General features: G+C 72.5%; 12 protein-coding genes. All 12 read left to right on the top strand.

Annotation, left to right across the window (positions count from 1 at the left end; translation table 11 throughout):
- Positions 1-109: 109 nt before the first annotated feature.
- The 12 genes from ACIRS4_RS29530 (at position 110) to ACIRS4_RS29475 (ending at position 16970) form a co-directional block, all read left to right on the top strand.
- Positions 110-1123 (top strand): LysR family transcriptional regulator, encoded by a 1014-nt coding sequence (locus ACIRS4_RS29530; protein WP_404201784.1) that lies wholly within the window; start codon positions 110-112, stop codon positions 1121-1123.
- Positions 1124-1497: 374 nt separating this feature from the next.
- Positions 1498-2733 carry a hypothetical protein gene (locus ACIRS4_RS29525; RefSeq protein ID WP_404201782.1) on the top strand — a complete coding sequence of 412 codons (1236 nt, stop codon included), beginning with the start codon at positions 1498-1500 and terminating at the stop codon, positions 2731-2733.
- 346 nt (positions 2734-3079) lie between these two features.
- Positions 3080-5152 carry a bifunctional polysaccharide deacetylase/glycosyltransferase family 2 protein gene (locus ACIRS4_RS29520; RefSeq protein WP_404201866.1) on the top strand — a complete coding sequence of 691 codons (2073 nt, stop codon included), beginning with the start codon at positions 3080-3082 and terminating at the stop codon, positions 5150-5152.
- Complete coding sequence (locus tag ACIRS4_RS29515; protein ID WP_404201780.1) at positions 5152-6474, top strand: acyltransferase; 1323 nt, start codon at positions 5152-5154, stop codon at positions 6472-6474. Before ACIRS4_RS29520 ends, ACIRS4_RS29515 begins: the two co-directional genes overlap by 1 nt.
- 187 nt (positions 6475-6661) lie before the next feature.
- Entirely contained in the window at positions 6662-8068 is a 1407-nt protein-coding gene (locus tag ACIRS4_RS29510) for a nitrate/nitrite transporter (RefSeq protein WP_404201778.1), read from the top strand.
- 120 nt (positions 8069-8188) lie between these two features.
- Positions 8189-9373: a uroporphyrinogen-III synthase gene (locus ACIRS4_RS29505; protein WP_404201776.1), complete on the top strand. Its 1185-nt coding sequence runs from the start codon at positions 8189-8191 to the stop codon at positions 9371-9373.
- A 182-nt stretch (positions 9374-9555) separates the two neighbouring features.
- Positions 9556-10188 carry a CGNR zinc finger domain-containing protein gene (locus ACIRS4_RS29500; RefSeq protein ID WP_404201774.1) on the top strand — a complete coding sequence of 211 codons (633 nt, stop codon included), beginning with the start codon at positions 9556-9558 and terminating at the stop codon, positions 10186-10188.
- Between the two features lie 547 nt (positions 10189-10735).
- Positions 10736-11257 (top strand): sigma-70 family RNA polymerase sigma factor, encoded by a 522-nt coding sequence (locus ACIRS4_RS29495; RefSeq protein WP_010039908.1) that lies wholly within the window; start codon positions 10736-10738, stop codon positions 11255-11257.
- 50 nt (positions 11258-11307) lie between these two features.
- Positions 11308-12087: an anti-sigma factor family protein gene (locus tag ACIRS4_RS29490; protein WP_404201772.1), complete on the top strand. Its 780-nt coding sequence runs from the start codon at positions 11308-11310 to the stop codon at positions 12085-12087.
- A gap of 147 nt (positions 12088-12234) precedes the next feature.
- A complete protein-coding gene (locus tag ACIRS4_RS29485) occupies positions 12235-14622 on the top strand; it encodes a HelD family protein (protein ID WP_404201770.1) in 2388 nt (795 codons plus the stop codon).
- Positions 14623-14971: 349 nt separating this feature from the next.
- Positions 14972-16399 (top strand): NAD-dependent malic enzyme, encoded by a 1428-nt coding sequence (locus ACIRS4_RS29480; RefSeq protein ID WP_404201768.1) that lies wholly within the window; start codon positions 14972-14974, stop codon positions 16397-16399.
- Between the two features lie 289 nt (positions 16400-16688).
- Positions 16689-16970, top strand: a complete 282-nt coding sequence (locus ACIRS4_RS29475) for an HU family DNA-binding protein (RefSeq protein ID WP_004000874.1) — start codon at positions 16689-16691, stop codon at positions 16968-16970.
- The last annotated feature ends 468 nt before the right edge of the window (positions 16971-17438 follow it).

Raw genomic sequence — 17438 nt, 5'->3', positions numbered from 1 at the left:
GTCAACCGTCGCCCGCCGCGGATCGCGGCGTCCAACACCATCTCGACGCCAACTCACGCCGATGCGTTGTGAATCGGGGTTCTGCGCGCCGGGCCGCTAGTTTCACCGGATGCCCGCACACCTTGATCCCCGACTCCTGCGCTCCTTCCTGGCCGTCGCCGAGGAGCTGCACTTCACTCGGGCCGCGGCCCGTCTCTACGTCGCCCAGCAGGCTCTGAGCCGGGATGTGCGCCGACTCGAACGCGACCTGGGCGTCGAACTGTTCGTGCGGACGACCCGGCAGGTGACGCTCACCGCCGACGGTGAGCGGCTGGTGCCGCACGCGCGTCGTGTGCTCCAGGCGCAGGACGACCTGCTGGCCGCGTTCGGATCTGCCCGCCCTCTGCTGGTCGATCTCAACTCCCCGGGACTGGCCACCGGTCGTCGTGTGCTGCTCCGGGCGCGTGAACTCGCCCCGGAGCAGGAGTTGATGGCCCGCTACGAGAGCGGCCTGACCGGTGCGGCGGTCGAGATCGCCGCAGGGCGGCTGGATGCGTCGTTCGGCCGGTACGCGGGCCTGGACCCCGCGCTGCGGCGGCAGTTGGACCACCAGATCGTGCGCTACGAACCGATGGCGGTCGTGCTGCCCGAGGACCACCCGCTCGTGGCGCTCGCGGAGGTGCCGCTGGCCGCGCTCGCGGGGGAGCACGTGTACGCCGGGGCCGGCAATCCCCGGACGCCGGAGTGGACCGGTCTGGCTCGGTCGCTGTTCGAGGGGCGCGGGATCGAGGTCGCGGCGCCTGTTCCGCTGGCCGTCGGCGACGAGGAATTCCGGCGCATCATGACAAAGACCCGCAACCCGATTCTCGCTGTAGTCGACTTTCCGGCCATGCCTGGAACGGTGGTGAGACCGCTCGTCGAGCCGGTCCCGCTGTCCCCCGTGTCGCTGGTGTGGCGAAAGGGGCTGGTCCATTCGGCGCTCGACGCGTTGCGCCGGGCGGCGCTCGAACTCGGGCTCGCGGAGTCCTGGCTCGAGCGGCCGGACGGGGCATGGATTCCAGCCATAGACATGAACATGACCTCTGACCATAAATGCGACAACGTGAACATCGGCCGCACGTCTGCGCTAGATTCGTCGACCTGAGCAAAGTCCGGGTAAATGGGGCGTGTTGACCGGGTGGGGGTCCGGATTCGCGGCATGTGCTCGCCGTTGTAGACGCGCCCGGTACAGACCCGTGGTGTCCCATGGGGGGAATCGCACACGTGAGCAAATGGCTGGAAGACGCCTTTCCGGAGTGGCCGGAAGCGGCGTCGCCGACCGGAAACGTACCGATGGCGGAAGGGAGCGCGCAGGCGCTTCCGGGGTCCGCGCGGTGGTCGTCGAGAGGGGTTGTGGAGGGGGGAGCGCGGGCGTCCTACCCGGAGCTCTCCGCCGGCGGCGGCTGCCGGGCATTACCGGGCGATCCGCTGGAAACCGGGACGCCGTCGCTCTCGAACAACCTTTCCGAAAATGAACGGTTGAGCGGTGGGCTCCGGGATCCCTGGGCAGAGAGCGCGGGGGAGGCGTCCGGCGTCCTGGGCGGCGGCGCCGGCGCATCGAGCGCGGGCGGAACGGGCCTCAGCGGTCCCACGGGTGTCGCGACCGAGGCAGGCGGAGCGGACGGCGACGACCACGACCCGGACGAGGTGACCGTCCAGCTCGACTCCCCGCCCGGCGGCTCGCGCGGCAACGGCCCGGACGCCTCCGAGGTGCCCGTGTTCGTCGACGAGTCCGGCCGCCGCAGCCGCACCTTCCGCCGCATCGGCATCGCCGTCGGGCTCGCCTGCGCCGCCTACGCCGTCGTCATCGTCGGCACGCTCCTGTCGGGCAACTCCAGCGCGCCCTGGCTGCCGGTGCCGGGCCCGAAGGACGACGAACCGGCCAGTCAGGTGGACACCGGCCCGAAGCCCTCGGCGTCGTCCGGCGGCACGAGCGACCCGGAGGCCACGGCGCCCGACCGCCCCGGGAGCACCGCCTCCGGCACCGCGTCGGCGTCACCGGCCGCGAGCGCGTCGCCCAGCGCAGGGGGGAGCGCCGCCCCGCCGAGCGCGTCCGCCTCCCCGGGGCCTTCGGCCAGCGCCTCCCTCCTGCGGCCCAGTCCGGAGGCCTCCAGCCGTGAGCCGTCGCCCCAGGCGCCGAGCAGCCCCGCCGCGTCCTCCGCGCCGCCACCGTCGCCCTCGCCCAGCGCGTCGCCGTCGCCCGACGCCTCGCCCTCACCGGCGGGAGGCTCGGGGACCACCGTGGCGGGCGGCGCCCCTCAGCCGGCGCCCGCCCACGACACGTCGACGGCGCACACCACGACGTCGTCCGCCACCGTGCCGACCACCGGCGCCATGACGACACTCCTCCCGCCGGCCCTCACCGGGCTGCACCGGGCGCTGACCCCCGGCCCGGGGGTCGCGGCGCCCGGTCCCCTCTCCGCCGCGCGGCTCCACTCGCCCGTGCCCGGCTCCGCGGCCACCGTGCCCGTCCTCGCAGCCGTCCCCGGCTCGACGACCGCCGCGCTCCCGTCCGCTCCCCGCTCCGTCGCCCTCGCCGGGCTGCACCGGGCGCTGACGCCCGGCCCGGCGGTCGCGGTGCCCGGTCCCCGCTCCGCGGCCACCGCGGCCGTCTTCGCAGCCGTCCCCGGCTCGACGACCGCCGCGCTTCCGTCCGCTCCCCGTGTCACGGCCGCTCCCCGCTCCGTCGCCGTCCCCGGCGTCCTCGCCGTCTGACTCTGATCCCCGGAGAAACGTCCCCCTCATGGCATCCCACACCGGCCGGCGTGCGACCCGACGGTCCGCCGGTCACTCACCTCAGTCCGTCGCCTCCGCTCCCTCACCCGACGACGCACCGGACACGCCCCCCGACCACCGCGCCGGCGGCGACCACAGCTCGGGCGACCACCGTCCGGGCGGCGGCCACCGCTCCGCGCGGCGCTCCGCCCCCCGGCGGTCGCGCGGCCGCCGGACATCGGGCGGGCGGGCCGCCGACGGCGACAGCCGGGCCGCCGCCGCACGGCGGCGCCTGCTCCCGCCCCTGCGCCTGCGCCACCTGCTCCCGCTCCTCGTCCTCGTCGCGATGATGGCGATGCTGATGCTGCGCGGCTACGTGCACAGCGAGGTCCTCGCCGACCACCGCATCCGCCCCGAGGCCGCCGCCGACCACGTCCCCCGGAAGATCCTGGAGGGCGGCCCGGTCGTCGACACCCGCGGCGGACAGCCGACCAGCATGGACGTGCCGGACCGCCGGATCGTCCTCACCTTCGACGACGGCCCCGACCCGCGCTGGACGCCGAAGGTCCTCGACGTGCTGAAGAAACACCGCGCGCACGCCGTCTTCTTCATCACCGGCACCATGGCCTCCCGCTACCCCGAACTCGTCAAGCGGATGGTGGACGAGGGCCACGAGATCGGCCTGCACACCTTCAACCACCCCGACCTCTCCTACCAGTCGAAGAAACGCATCGACTGGGAGCTGACCCAGAACCAGCTCGCCCTCGCCGGCGCCGCCGGCATCCGCACCTCGCTGTTCCGCCCGCCGTACTCCTCCAGCGCCTCCGCCCTCGACGACAGCTCCTGGCCGGTGACCGAGTACGTCGGCAGCCGCGGCTACCTCACCGTCCTCACCGGCGCCGACAGCGAGGACTGGCGCAGGCCCGGCGTCGAGCAGATCATCCGCAACGCCACGCCGCCCGAGGGCAAGGGCGCGATCGTCCTCATGCACGACTCCGGCGGCGAACGCAGCCAGACGGTAGGGGCGCTCGACGTCTACCTGCCTCGGCTGCAGAGCCAGGGCTACCGGTTCGACAACCTCACCGAGGCGCTCGACGCCCCGAGCGCGCACACCGCCGTCGCCGGCCTCGACCTGTGGAAGGGCCGCGCCTGGACCGCCCTGGTCGGCGCGGCCGACGACCTCACGGGCGTCCTCGTCGTAGGCCTCGCGGTCATCGGCTTCCTCGTCTTCGCCCGCTTCGGCCTGATGCTGCTGCTGTCCGCGATCCACACCCGCCGCACCCGCCGCCGCGACTTCGTCTGGGGCCCCGACGCACCGGTCACCGAACCGGTCTCGGTCCTCGTCCCGGCCTACAACGAGGCCAAGTGCATCGAGAACACGGTCCGTTCGCTGGTGAAGAGCGACCACCCCGTAGAGATCCTGGTCATCGACGACGGCTCGGCGGACGGCACCGCCCGCATCGTCGAGGACCTCGACCTGCCCGGCGTACGCGTCGTCCGCCAGGTCAACGCGGGCAAGCCGGCCGCGCTCAACCGGGGCATCGCCAACGCCCGGCACGACATCATCGTGATGATGGACGGGGACACCGTCTTCGAGCCGTCGACCGTCCGCGAACTCGTCCAGCCGTTCGCCGACCCCGAGGTGGGCGCCGTCGCCGGCAACGCCAAGGTCGGCAACAAGAACAAACTCATCGGCGCCTGGCAGCACATCGAGTACGTGATGGGCTTCAACCTGGACCGCCGTATGTACGACGTCCTGCGCTGCATGCCCACCATCCCCGGCGCGGTCGGCGCCTTCCGCCGCACGGCCCTCAACCGCGTCGGCGGCATGAGCGACGACACCCTCGCCGAGGACACCGACATCACCATGGCCATGCACCGCGACGGCTGGAAGGTGGTCTACGCGGAGAAGGCGCGTGCCTGGACCGAGGCCCCGGAGTCGATCCAGCAGCTGTGGTCCCAGCGCTACCGCTGGTGCTACGGCACCATGCAGGCGATCTGGAAGCACCGCCGCGCCCTCGTTGAGCGGGGCCCCTCCGGCCGCTTCGGCAGGGTCGGGCTGCCCCTCGTCTCGCTCTTCATGGTCGTGGCCCCGCTGCTCGCCCCGCTGATCGACCTGTTCCTCGTCTACGGCCTGCTGTTCGGCCCGACCGGCAAGACGATCGCGGCCTGGTTCGGCGTCCTCGCGGTCCAGGCGGCCTGTGCGGCGTACGCGTTCGTCCTCGACCGCGAACGCCTGACCCCGCTGGTCTCCCTGCCGCTCCAGCAGCTCATCTACCGCCAGCTGATGTACATCGTCCTACTCCAGTCCTGGATCACGGCGCTCACCGGCGGCCGGCTGCGCTGGCAGAAACTGCGCCGCAAGGGGCAGGTCGCCGCGCCGCCGGGCGAGCCGGCCATGGAGAGGGGAGCGGCCTGATGCGTCCTCAGCCCTCCGACGCCCCGCCCGGCGCGACGGCCCCCGAGGCCCGGCCGGGCCGGAGCCGGCACGCGGCGACGCGCTGGGGCAGCCCCGCAACGCCCGACCGGGATCCGCACCCGCCGGCGGCCGGGCCGTCCGCCCCAGCCGCCGACGCGGCACGGGCCGCGCCCCCGCAGGCCGGTCCCCGCCCGCGCGCCCGGGACCGCTACTTCGACCTGCTCCGCGCGATCGCCCTCTTCCGCGTCGTCTTCTACCACCTCATGGGCTGGGCCTGGCTGCCCGTCGTCTTCCCCTCCATGGGCGTGATGTTCGCCCTGGCCGGCAACCTCATGGCCCGGTCCCTGGCCAAGCGTCCCGCGGCCGCCGTCATCCGGGGCCGCGTCCGCCGCCTCCTGCCGCCGCTGTGGCTGCTGGGGGCGATCGGCGTGAGCGGCATGCTGCTGGGCGGCTGGGGCCCCGAAGACGGCGAGGCCCACCCCGTCGGCTGGTGGCTGCACCTCGTCTTCTGGATCCTCCCGGTGAGCGACCCGCCCTACGGCGAAGGGCTGCCCGGCGTCCACGGCCTGCTCGGGGAGGACTGGACGGCGGCGATGGGCGTGCCCCTGTGGTACCTGCGCGCCTACCTCTGGTTCGTCTTCCTCTCGCCCCTGCTGCTGCGCGCACTGCGCGCCGCGCCCTGGCCGACGGTCCTCGCGCCGATCGCGCTGTCGGCGGCCCTGGAGTACGGGCCGCTGTCCGTCCCGTACTGGCGCGTGGACTCGGCGCTCAGCGACATGGGCGCGTTCGGCGCGTGCTGGCTGCTGGGCATGGCCCACCAGCAGGGCGTGCTGCGCCGCGTTCCCCGCTACGCGGTGCTCTCCCTCGCCCCGGCGGTCGGCGCCGCCGGCCTCTGGCACGCCCTGTCGGACGGCCTGCGACAGGGCCACGACCTGGACGACATGCCGTTCGCCCAGTCCCTGTGGTCCTTCGCGACCGTGCTGCTCCTGCTGCACATCAGCCCCGCCTGGCAGGAGTGGCCCCGCCGGCTGGGCCGCTGGGACGGCCTGATCACCCTGCTCAACTCCCGGGCGGTGACGATCTACTTGTGGCACAACGTGTGCATCGTCCTGGCGGAGTCCCTGTGGGACCACCTGTGGGACGTCCCGGCCCTGGAGACCCACGCCGCCTGGCTCCTGCAGAGCCCCTGGCCCCAACTCCCCCTGGTCTGGCTCCTGACCGCCCTGTGCGTGCTCTGCTTCGGCTGGACAGAAGACCTGGCGGCCTCCCGCACCCCCCGCCTGTGGCCGACCGGCGACCCGGGCGCCCACCGGTCCCGGTGAAGCCGAACGCCGCTTCGACGACCCGCCCGACGGAACGGGACCTCTCATCTCGCCCCCCGGCGAGGTGAGAGCAACGTTCCCTTGCGGTCACTCGTGGGCACAGGGTGGAAACGCGTGCTGCCTACCTTCGGGACTCATACCGCTCGTTCCCCCGAAGCACCCGAGCCCCGGAGCACGTGGAGGCGTCATGACGACCGTCGGGACAGGTCCCGCAAGCCAGGAATCCTCACCATCTTCCCCGAAGCGAGGGGGCCGCTGGATCGAGCAGTGGGATCCGGAGGACGAGGGCTTCTGGAAGGCCACCGGCGAGAAGGTCGCCCGCCGCAACCTCCTCTTCTCCGTCTTCTCCGAGCACATCGGCTTCTCCATCTGGACCATGTGGTCCGTGCTGGTGCTCTTCATGGGCCCGGAGTACGGGCTGACCCCGGCCGACAAGTTCCTGCTGACGTCGATGGTCACGCTGGTCGGGGCCGTCGTCCGGGTGCCCTACACCTTCGCCGTCGCCGTCTTCGGCGGCCGCAACTGGACGATCGTCTCGGCCGGGCTGCTGCTCATCCCGACGGTCGCCGCCTTCGCGGTGATGAAGCCGGGGACGTCGTTCGGCACGTTCCTCCTCATCGGCCTGCTCGCGGGCATCGGCGGCGGCAACTTCGCCTCCTCCATGACCAACATCAACGCCTTCTTCCCGCTCCGCAAGAAAGGCTGGGCGCTCGGCCTGAACGCCGGCGGCGGCAACATCGGCGTGCCGGTCCTCCAGCTGGCCGGCCTCGCCGTCATCGGCGCCGGCGGCGGCCCGCGCGTACTGCTCGGGATCTACATCCCGCTGATCGTCGCCGCCGCGACCCTCGCCGCGCTCTGCATGGACAACCTCGCGTCCGTCACCAACGACACCGGCGCCGCGATCGACTCCGCGAAGGACGCCCACACCTGGATCATGTCCTTCCTCTACGTCGGCACGTTCGGGTCGTTCATCGGATACTCGTTCGCCTTCGGGCAGGTCCTCACCAACCAGTTCGGCCGCACGCCCCTCCAGGCGGCCTACCTCACCTTCATCGGCCCGCTCCTCGGCTCCCTGATCCGTCCCGTCGGCGGCTGGCTCGCCGACCGCTACGGCGGCGCCCGCATCACCCTCTACAACTACGTCGGCATGGCCGCCGCCACCGGTGTCCTGATCTTCGCCAGCATGCAGAAGTCCCTGGGACTCTTCGTCGCCGTCTTCGTGGTGCTCTTCGTGCTCAGCGGCCTCGGCAACGGCTCGACGTACAAGATGATCCCCGGCATCTTCCAGGCGAAGGCCCTCGCCAAGGGGCTCGTCGGCGAAGAGGCGGCCGCCCACGGACGCCGGCTCTCCGGCGCCTCCATGGGCCTCATCGGAGCGGTCGGCGCGCTCGGCGGCGTGGGCATCAACATGGCCTTCCGGCAGTCCTTCCTCTCCTACGGCTCCGGAACCGGCGCGTTCGTCGCCTTCCTCGCCTTCTACGGCGCCTGCTTCACGGTCACCTGGGCCGTATACCTTCGCCGCCCCGCCGGGCGGATCACCGCCTCCGGCGCCTCCTCCGAGGCGAAGCCCCAGCTCAGCTACGCCGAGGTGTGACGTAACACTGACGACATGAACCCGAACCGAGCCTGTCACGCACCGTTGACAGGCTCGCTCGGCATGCAGGTGAGACACCACCTCGTGTAGGTGCTTCGACTCGAGCGCGGGACGAGAGTTATGTACGAGCAGCAACAGCAGGGACCGAAACAGGGCGGCGACAGCCGGGACGCGGAAGGGCACGGGCCCCTCGCCGGGTTCACCGTCGGCGTCACCGCCGCACGCCGGGCCGACGAGCTCGGAGCGCTGCTCCAGCGGCGCGGTGCGGCGGTGCTGCACGCGCCCGCCCTGCGGATCGTGCCGCTCGCCGACGACGGCGAACTGCTCGCCGCCACCGAGGACCTCCTCGACCAGGCGCCGGACGTCGTCGTCGCCACCACGGCCATCGGCTTCCGGGGCTGGGTGGAGGCCGCCGACGGCTGGGGCCTCGGCGAGCGGCTCCTCGCCCGGCTGCGGGACGTCGAGCTGCTCGCCCGCGGGCCCAAGGTCAAGGGCGCGATCCGCGCCGCGGGACTGACGGAGCACTGGTCGCCGTCGAGCGAGTCCATGGCGGAAGTGCTCGACCGGCTGCTGGAGGAGGGCGTCGACGGGCGCAGGGTCGCCGTCCAGCTGCACGGTGAGCCGCTGCCGGGGTTCGTGGAGGCGCTGCGGGCCGGGGGAGCGGAGGTGGTGGGCGTGCCGGTGTACCGGTGGATGCCCCCGGAGGACCTCTCCCCGCTGGACCGGCTGATCGACGCGAGTGTCGCCCGCGGGCTGGACGCGGTCACCTTCACCAGCGCGCCCGCCGCCGCCTCGCTGCTCTCGCGGGCGGAGGAGCGGGGCCTGCTGTCCGAGCTGCTGGCCGCCCTCCACCACGACGTGCTGCCGGCCTGCGTCGGTCCGGTCACCGCGCTGCCGCTCCAGGCGCGCGGGGTGGAGACCGTGCAGCCGGAGCGGTTCCGGCTCGGCCCGCTGGTGCAACTGCTGTGCCAGGAGCTGCCGGCGCGGGCGCGGGCCCTGCCGATCGCCGGGCACCGGGTGGAGATCCGGGGGCACGCCGTGCTGGTCGACGGCCGTCTGCGGCCCGTGCCGCCGGCCGGCATGTCCCTGCTGCGGGCGCTGTCCCGGCGGCCGGGGTGGGTCGTGCCGCGGGCGGACCTGCTGCGCGCGCTGCCCGGCGCGGGTCGCGACGAGCACGCGGTGGAGACCGCGATGGCCCGTCTCCGCACCTCCCTGGGCACCCCGAAGCTGATCCAGACGGTGGTCAAGCGGGGCTACCGCCTCGCCCTGGACCCGGCGGCCGACGCGAAGTACGCGGACGCGTGAGGGGACGCTCCGCGGACGGCGACGACCGGCGCCCGAAGCGGGGCTGACCGGAGGTGCGCCGAGCCGCGGCCCGGGCGACTTCGCTCCCGATACGGCGTCGGCACGGGGTCTTCCGCAGGGCGTCGCCCGCCCGGCACTGTGGGAAGGACCCCGAGAGGCCTTTCGCGAGGCGGTGACAGCAGATGGCGCTGGCTACCCACCCGGCCGCCCCGGCCCCGTACGGCCTGCGGTTCGACGCCGGGCGGATCTGTCTGGACCTCCTCGCCACCACCCATCCCCGCGAACGTCTCGACGCGCTCCCCGCGTTGCGCGCCTGGATCAGCGGTTCCGGACTCGTCCCGCCGGGCACCCCCCTCACTCACGCCGATCCCGCATGGCCCGCCGCCTTCCGTGAACTGAGGTGGCATGTCGGGCAGTTGGTGCGCGGCTGGCTGGCCCGCGAGGCGTACGACCTCGCCCTCACCCGCGCCCTCGCCCGCGTCAACGAGGCGGCGGCCCGCACCGCGCCCCCGGCCCTGCGCGCCGTGCACACCCACGACGGCACGCTCACCCGCGAGTTGGCCGGCCCTCCGTCGTGCGCCGAACTGCTCGCCGAGGTCGCGCGGGACGCCGTGGAGCTGCTGACCGACCCCACCGCGCGGGCCGCGCTGCGCCAGTGCGAGGGGGACGACTGCCCGATCGTGTACGTCGACACCTCCCGTGGGAGAAGGAGGCGCTGGTGTTCCAGCGAGGTCTGCGGCAACCGGGAGCGGGCGGCCCGCCACCGCAGACGCGCGGCGCTCCACCGCGCGCCGCCCGCGTCGGACCGGGCGTGACGGCCTTCAGCCTCCGCAGGTCCCCCCTCCCGCTGTCCCTGTCGACCCCTCAACTCTCCCTGCCCGCAACCGGAACCCCGATCGCGGCAACCTTCACCCCCGTCCGCGGCAACCCGAAGACGACTCCGGCATCTCACGGCCCTGTCTCCGGCACCCCCTCGGTCGTCCCCTCCAAACACCCCCAACTCCGCCGTCTCACACACCTCAAGGACACGCCCGCCCAACTCCCCCGTCCTATATGCGGCGTTCGCTCCCCCCTCGTCGAAGTGATTTCGATTACACCCCGTTTACCTTTACGGCAGGCCGGGCAGCGCCCTCACTTGTTCCGGTGTGGCGGAGTTGTGAAGGAAGGGGGGTGGGAATGTGCCCCCATGTCCCCCTCGTCATGACACCGCGAAGAAATCTGTCGCCTCACTTTGAACACTCAACTCATTGCTTGCGTACCGGTGTGGGAGCGACCGACTGGGGGAACCCCCGGACACCGGAGGTGGGCGTGCGCAAGGATGCGGCCGTGGCCAATGAACGTGGATCGAGGGCCCGACATCGCATGTCCCAGCCCTCGGAGCCTGACGAGGAGCTGATGCGTGCCCTGTATCGGGAGCATGCCGGACCCCTGCTTGCGTATGTCCTGCGCCTGGTTGCCGGAGACCGTCAACGAGCCGAAGACGTCGTGCAGGAGACGCTCATCCGGGCCTGGAAGAACGCCGGCCAGCTCAATCGAGCGACCGGATCGGTACGCCCCTGGCTGGTGACGGTCGCACGCCGCATCGTCATCGACGGCCACCGCAGCCGGCAGGCCCGGCCGCAGGAGGTCGACCCGTCGCCGCTGGAGGTCATTCCTGCGGAGGATGAGATCGACAAGGCGCTGTGGCTGATGACCCTGTCGGACGCTCTCGACGACCTGACCCCCGCCCACCGGGAGGTCCTCGTCGAGACGTACTTCAAGGGGCGTACCGTCAACGAAGCGGCCGAGACGCTGGGCATACCCAGCGGCACCGTGCGCTCACGGGTGTTCTATGCCCTGCGGTCCATGAAGCTGGCTCTGGAAGAGCGGGGTGTGACGGCGTGATGAGTATTTACGGGGGGTTCGGAGCGGGAGGGCCGGGTATGTCTGGCCCCATGCAGGGATCTGTGGGATCTCCGAGCCCGAGCGAACACGAGACCGTGGGCGCCTACGCACTCGGCATCCTGGACGACGCCGAGGCGACCGCTTTCGAAGCGCATCTCGCCGGTTGCGAGTGGTGCGCCCAACAGCTCGACGAGCTGGCCGGGATGGAGCCGATGCTGGCCGCGCTCGCGGACCTGCCCGGTTCCGGGACGCCCGCGATCGGTGAGTCCCTGTCCGCCAAGCCCAACCCGCGGCTCGCGGAACGGCTGGTCGACGAGGTGGCCGACCGCCGCGCCGCCAAGCGCCGCCGCTCGTTCTTCATGCTTGCGGCCGCGGTCGCGCTGATCGCCGGCGGCCCGCTGGGCGTGCTCGCGATGACCGGCGGCGACAGCGGCAGCGACGCCAAGACGCTGCAGGCGGACACCGCCAACCCCGCCAAGGGCGTCTTCGACGCGCTGCCCGACAAGAAGTCGGCCACCGACGCCTCCAGCAAGGTGTCGGCGACCGTCGCCATGGCGGAGAAGGCGTGGGGCACCCAGGCCGTCGTCCAGCTGTCGAACGTGGCCGGCCCGAACAAGTGCTCGCTGATCGCGGTGGGGAAGAACGGCGAGCGTGAGACCGTCTCCTCCTGGTCGGTCCCGGAGTGGGGTTACGGCCTCCCCGGCGCCAAGACGGACCAGGCGAAGCAGCCCCTGTACGTCCAGGGCGGCGCGGCCTTCACCCCGAACCAGATCGACCACTTCGAGGTCATGACCTTCGACGGCAAGAAGCTCGTCCAGATCGACGCCTGAAGGCACTGAGCGGTCCCTTTCCGCGCTTTCCCCCTGTTCCTTCCCGCAGCTTCGGGGCCTGTCCGGCGAGTCCGGGCAGGCCCCTCGCCTCGACCGGTCCCCTTCGCGTACGGTTGACGGCTGCCCAGCACGTCAGAAGGGGGCCCGGTGGCCGCTCAGGCTCAGCAGGAAACCGCGGTCGGCCCGGTACGGGACGCGGTCCAGGACTCAGTCCAGGACTCGGTCCGCGACCGGGAGATCAGCGTCGAACAGGTACACCTTGACCGGGTGTACCGGCGGCTCGAGGAGAAGATCCACGAGGCCGAGTTCCTCATGCACGACGCGGCCCAGCGCGGCCACGTCGGCACGCCCGGCGCGCTCGCCGAGCGGGACGCGCAGGTCTTCCGGGCGGGCATCCACCTCAACCGGCTCAACAACGAGTTCGAGGACTTCCTCTTCGGCCGCATCGACCTGCTCGACGGCAAGGACGGCGAGAAGGGCCCCGACGGCGCCTACACCTCCGTGGAGCCCGCCGAGGGCGCCGTGCGGGACGACAACACCGCCGACATCGCCGAGACCCTGCACATCGGGCGCATCGGAGTCCTGGACGAGGACTACGCCCCGCTGGTGATCGACTGGCGGGCGCCCGCGGCCGCCCCGTTCTACCGCTCCACCCCGGTCGCCCCCGGCCGGGTCGTACGCCGCCGGGTCATCCGCTCCAAGGGCCGCCGCGTCCTCGGCGTCGAGGACGACCTGATGCGCCCCGAGCTGAGAGCCTTCCTCGACGGGCGGGAGCTGCCCGTCGTCGGCGACGGCGCCCTGATGGCCGCCCTCGGACAGGCCCGCGGCCACACCATGCGGGACATCGTCTCCTCGATCCAGGCCGAGCAGGACCTCGTCATCCGCGCCCCCGCCGCCTCCGTCACCTACGTCGAGGGCGGCCCCGGCACCGGCAAGACGGCCGTCGCCCTGCACCGGGCGGCCTACCTGCTCTACCAGGACCGCCGCCGCTACTCGGGCGGCATCCTGATCGTCTCGCCCACCCCGCTGCTCGTCGCCTACACCGAGGGCGTCCTGCCCTCCCTCGGCGAGGAGGGCCAGGTCGCCATCCGCGCCATCGGCTCCCTGGTCGACGGCGTCCAGGCCACCCTGTACGACTCCCCGGCGGTCGCCCGCGCGAAGGGCTCGTACCGCATGCTGAAGGTGCTGCGGAAAGCGGCCCGCGGCGCCCTCGAACAGGGCCGCCCGGCCCCCGGCGCCGGACAGCTCACCCTCGATGACGGCGGACCTGCGGACCAGACCCCCGCCGGTCCGCCCACCCGGCTGCGCGTCGTCGCCTTCGGACGGCGGCTGGAGCTGGAGTCGCAGGAACTGGACCGGATCCGCCGGGCCGCGCTCGGCGGCACCGCGCCGGTGAACCTGCTGCGCCCCCGCGCCCGCAAGCTCCTCCTGGACGCGCTGTGGGAGCGCTCCGGCGCCGCCGGCCGGCACAGCGACCCCGAACTGGCGGCCGAGCTGCGCTCCTCCTTCGACGAGGACGTCACGAGCGAGGACTCCTTCATCGGGTTCCTCGACGCCTGGTGGCCGGAGCTGACGCCGAAGGCCGTCCTGGCGGCCATGGCCGACGAGCGGCGGCTCGGCCGGTGGGCCCGCCGCGTCCTCAACCCCGGCGAGGTCCGCAGGGTCGCCCGCTCCCTCAAGCGGGACGGCCACTCCGTGCACGACATCGCGATGCTCGACGAACTCCAGGCGATCCTCGGCGCTCCGGCCCGCCCGAAGAAGCGCCGCGACCTCGACCCGCTGGACCAGCTCACCGGCCTGGAGGAGCTGATGCCGGTGCGCGAGGAGTCGCAGCGCGAGCGGGCCGAACGGCTCGCGCAGGAGCGCACCGAGTACGCCCACGTCATCGTCGACGAGGCGCAGGACCTGACGCCGATGCAGTGGCGCATGGTCGGCCGCCGCGGCCGGCACGCCACGTGGACGGTCGTCGGCGACCCCGCCCAGTCGTCGTGGTCCGACCCCGACGAGGCGGCCGAGGCCCGCGACGAGGCCCTCGGCACCCGGCCGCGCCGCCGCTTCCAACTCACGGTCAACTACCGCAACCCCGCCGAGATCGCCGAGCTGGCGGCGAAGGTGCTGGCGCTGGCCATGCCCGGCGCCGAGTCCCCGACCGCGGTCCGCTCCACCGGCGTCGTCCCCCGCTTCACGGCCGTCTCCGGCTCCCTCGCCGAGACCGTGCGAGGGGAGGCCGCACGCCTCCTGGACCGGGTCGACGGCACGGTCGGCGTCGTCGTCGCCATGAACCGCCGCGAGGAGGCCGCCCGCTGGCTCGCGGGTCTCGGCGACCGTGTGGTGGCGCTCGGCAGCCTGGAGGCGAAGGGCCTGGAGTACGACGCCACGGTCGTCGTCTCCCCGGCCGAGATCGCCGACGAGTCGCCGGCCGGCCTGCGGGTGCTGTACGTGGCCCTCACCCGGGCGACCCAGCAACTCACCGTCGTCTCGGGCGAGCGCGACGAACCCGACGCCGACGGGCTGCCGGACCTGCTGCGGGAGTGACCACCGGCGCCCCCCGGGGCCTGCCCGGCGAGGCCGCGCAGAGAAGGCTTTCCGTGAACTCGCCGCACGGGAATGGCCTTCCCGCTTCCGTTTGTTAGCCTGGACGTGACACCGGCCCGATCCAAGCCCCCGGGCCCAACCTTCGTCGCTACGAGCGACCACTTGCCGCGAGGCGAGCATGGCGGGTCGGTGTCATCTCCGTACGGGAGAGGCCCACGTCAGATGTGACGTGGGCCTCTTTCGTCGTGAACAAAACGTTCGCAATCCCACGTGGCTAACTCCTACTCGACAGTAGGTGCGACGATCGGACCGCAATCCGCGTCACCGGTTAAAGCAGAGGAAGTCGGCCATGGCAACGGCGCCCAGCGTCTCCTACTCGATGACGGTCCGGCTGGAGGTGCCCGCGGGCGGAACCGCGGTCTCGCAGCTCACCACGGCCGTCGAGTCCCACGGAGGCTCGGTCACCGGCCTCGACGTCACTGCTTCCGGCCACGAGAAGCTCCGCATCGACGTCACCATCGCGGCCACCTCGACCGCCCACGCCGACGAGATCGTCGAACAGCTGCGCGGCATCGAGGGCGTCACGCTCGGCAAGGTCTCCGACCGTACGTTCCTCATGCACCTCGGCGGCAAGATCGAGATGGCGTCGAAGCACCCCATCCGCAACCGCGACGACCTGTCCATGGTGTACACGCCGGGCGTGGCCCGCGTCTGCATGGCGATCGCCGAGAACCCCGAGGACGCGCGCCGCCTCACCATCAAGCGCAACTCCGTCGCGGTCGTGACGGACGGCTCCGCCGTGCTGGGCCTCGGCAACATCGGCCCCAAGGCCGCGCTGCCCGTCATGGAGGGCAAGGCGGCCCTCTTCAAGCGGTTCGCCGGCATCGACGCCTGGCCGATCTGCCTCGACACCCAGGACACCGACGCGATCGTCCAGATCGTCAAGGCGATCGCCCCCGGCTTCGCCGGCATCAACCTGGAGGACATCTCCGCGCCGCGCTGCTTCGAGATCGAGGCCCGGCTGCGCGAGGCCCTCGACATCCCCGTCTTCCACGACGACCAGCACGGCACCGCGATCGTCGTCCTCGCCGCCCTCACCAACGCCCTGCGCGTCGCCGGCAAGGCCATCGAGAACATCCGCGTCGTCATGTCCGGCGCCGGCGCGGCCGGCACGGCCATCCTGAAGCTGCTCATCGCCGCGGGCGTGAAGAACGCCGTCGTCGCCGACATCCACGGTGTGGTGCACGCCGGCCGCGAGGACCTCGTCGACGCCGCCCCCGGCTCGGCGCTGCGCTGGATCGCCGACAACACCAACCCCGAGAACCTCACGGGCACCCTCAAGGAGGCCGTGCGCGACGCCGACGTGTTCATCGGCGTCTCCGCCCCGAACGTCCTCGACGGCGACGACGTGGCCGCCATGGCCGACGAGGCGATCGTGTTCGCGCTCGCGAACCCCGACCCCGAGGTGGACCCGGCGATCGCCCGACAGACCGCGGCCGTCGTGGCCACCGGCCGCTCCGACTTCCCGAACCAGATCAACAACGTGCTGGTCTTCCCGGGTGTCTTCCGCGGCCTGCTGGACGCGCAGTCCCGCACGGTCAACACCGAGATGATGATCGCGGCTGCGAAGGCCCTGGCCGACGTGGTGACCGAGGACGAGCTGAACCCGAACTACATCATCCCGAGCGTCTTCAACGACAAGGTCGCGGGCGCGGTCGCCGGCGCGGTCCGCGAGGCCGCGAAGGCGGCGGGAGCCTCGGCCGTCTCGCAGCCGTAGCCGCGATCGGGTGGCGCGCGGGGGCCTGTGAGGATCGCCACGACCGGCCCCCGGCGCGTCGTGGAACCCCCGTCGCGGGGCAGGCCTCTACTGTGACGGCCGGGTCAGGCGCTCTTCGTGTGACTCCCAAGGGTGTTCTCACGACTCCTACGGGTGCCGGATTGGCTTTCCCGCCGCAGGTAGGGGCAGGATGCGTTCCTGGGCGCGTGGGCATCGACTTCGCTGTGCCCCCCATGCGGCTCCGCCGCGTGGCACGCCTCAATGGCAAGAAGAACACGGGAGTAACAACATGAACCGCAGTGAGCTGGTGGCCGCGCTGGCCGACCGCGCCGAGGTGACCCGCAAGGACGCCGACGCCGTCCTGGCCGCGTTCGCCGAGGTCGTCGGCGACATCGTCTCCAAGGGCGACGAGAAGGTCACCATTCCCGGCTTCCTGACCTTCGAGCGCACCCACCGTGCCGCTCGCACCGCGCGCAACCCGCAGACCGGCGACCCGATCCAGATCCCGGCCGGCTACAGCGTCAAGGTCTCCGCGGGCTCGAAGCTCAAGGAAGCGGCCAAGGGCAAGTAAGGCTCCGCCGGACGCGCCGTGAGCAGCGGGCGCCGTGGGTGACTGCGGGTCGGCCCTTCGCTGGTCGCGCAGTGCCCCGCGCCCCTTCGGGGGCGCATCCGCCGGCAGTGACAACACGCCGATGGGGCGGCCACCCGTTCACACGGGCGGCCGCCCCATCGGCGTATCGGCGACCACGGAGATCAGCCGCTCCGCGGGGCGCCCCCCCCGGACCGTCGAGGGTGCGCCCCCGGCCGGGGTTGCGAGGCGGGGGCTGGGTCAGCCGAGTGCCTTGCCGGGCAGTTCGGCCTTGGCGCCCAGCGCCGCGAGCTTCTCCATGCTGTGCCTGCCCGGGGGCGACCCCCGGACCCCCGGCAGTCGGGGGTGTGGCCCTGGCCGGGGTTGCGAGGCGGGGGCTGGGTCAGCCGAGTGCCTTGCCGGGCAGTTCGGCCTTGGCGCCCAGCGCCGCGAGCTTCTCCATGCTGTGCC

It is taken from the genome of Streptomyces sp. NPDC101166 (assembly GCF_044768125.1).
Taxonomy (GTDB): Bacteria; Actinomycetota; Actinomycetes; order Streptomycetales; family Streptomycetaceae; genus Streptomyces.
The sequence above is the reverse complement of the archived record's forward strand: the minus strand, read 5'-3'. Positions and strand labels throughout refer to the sequence as shown.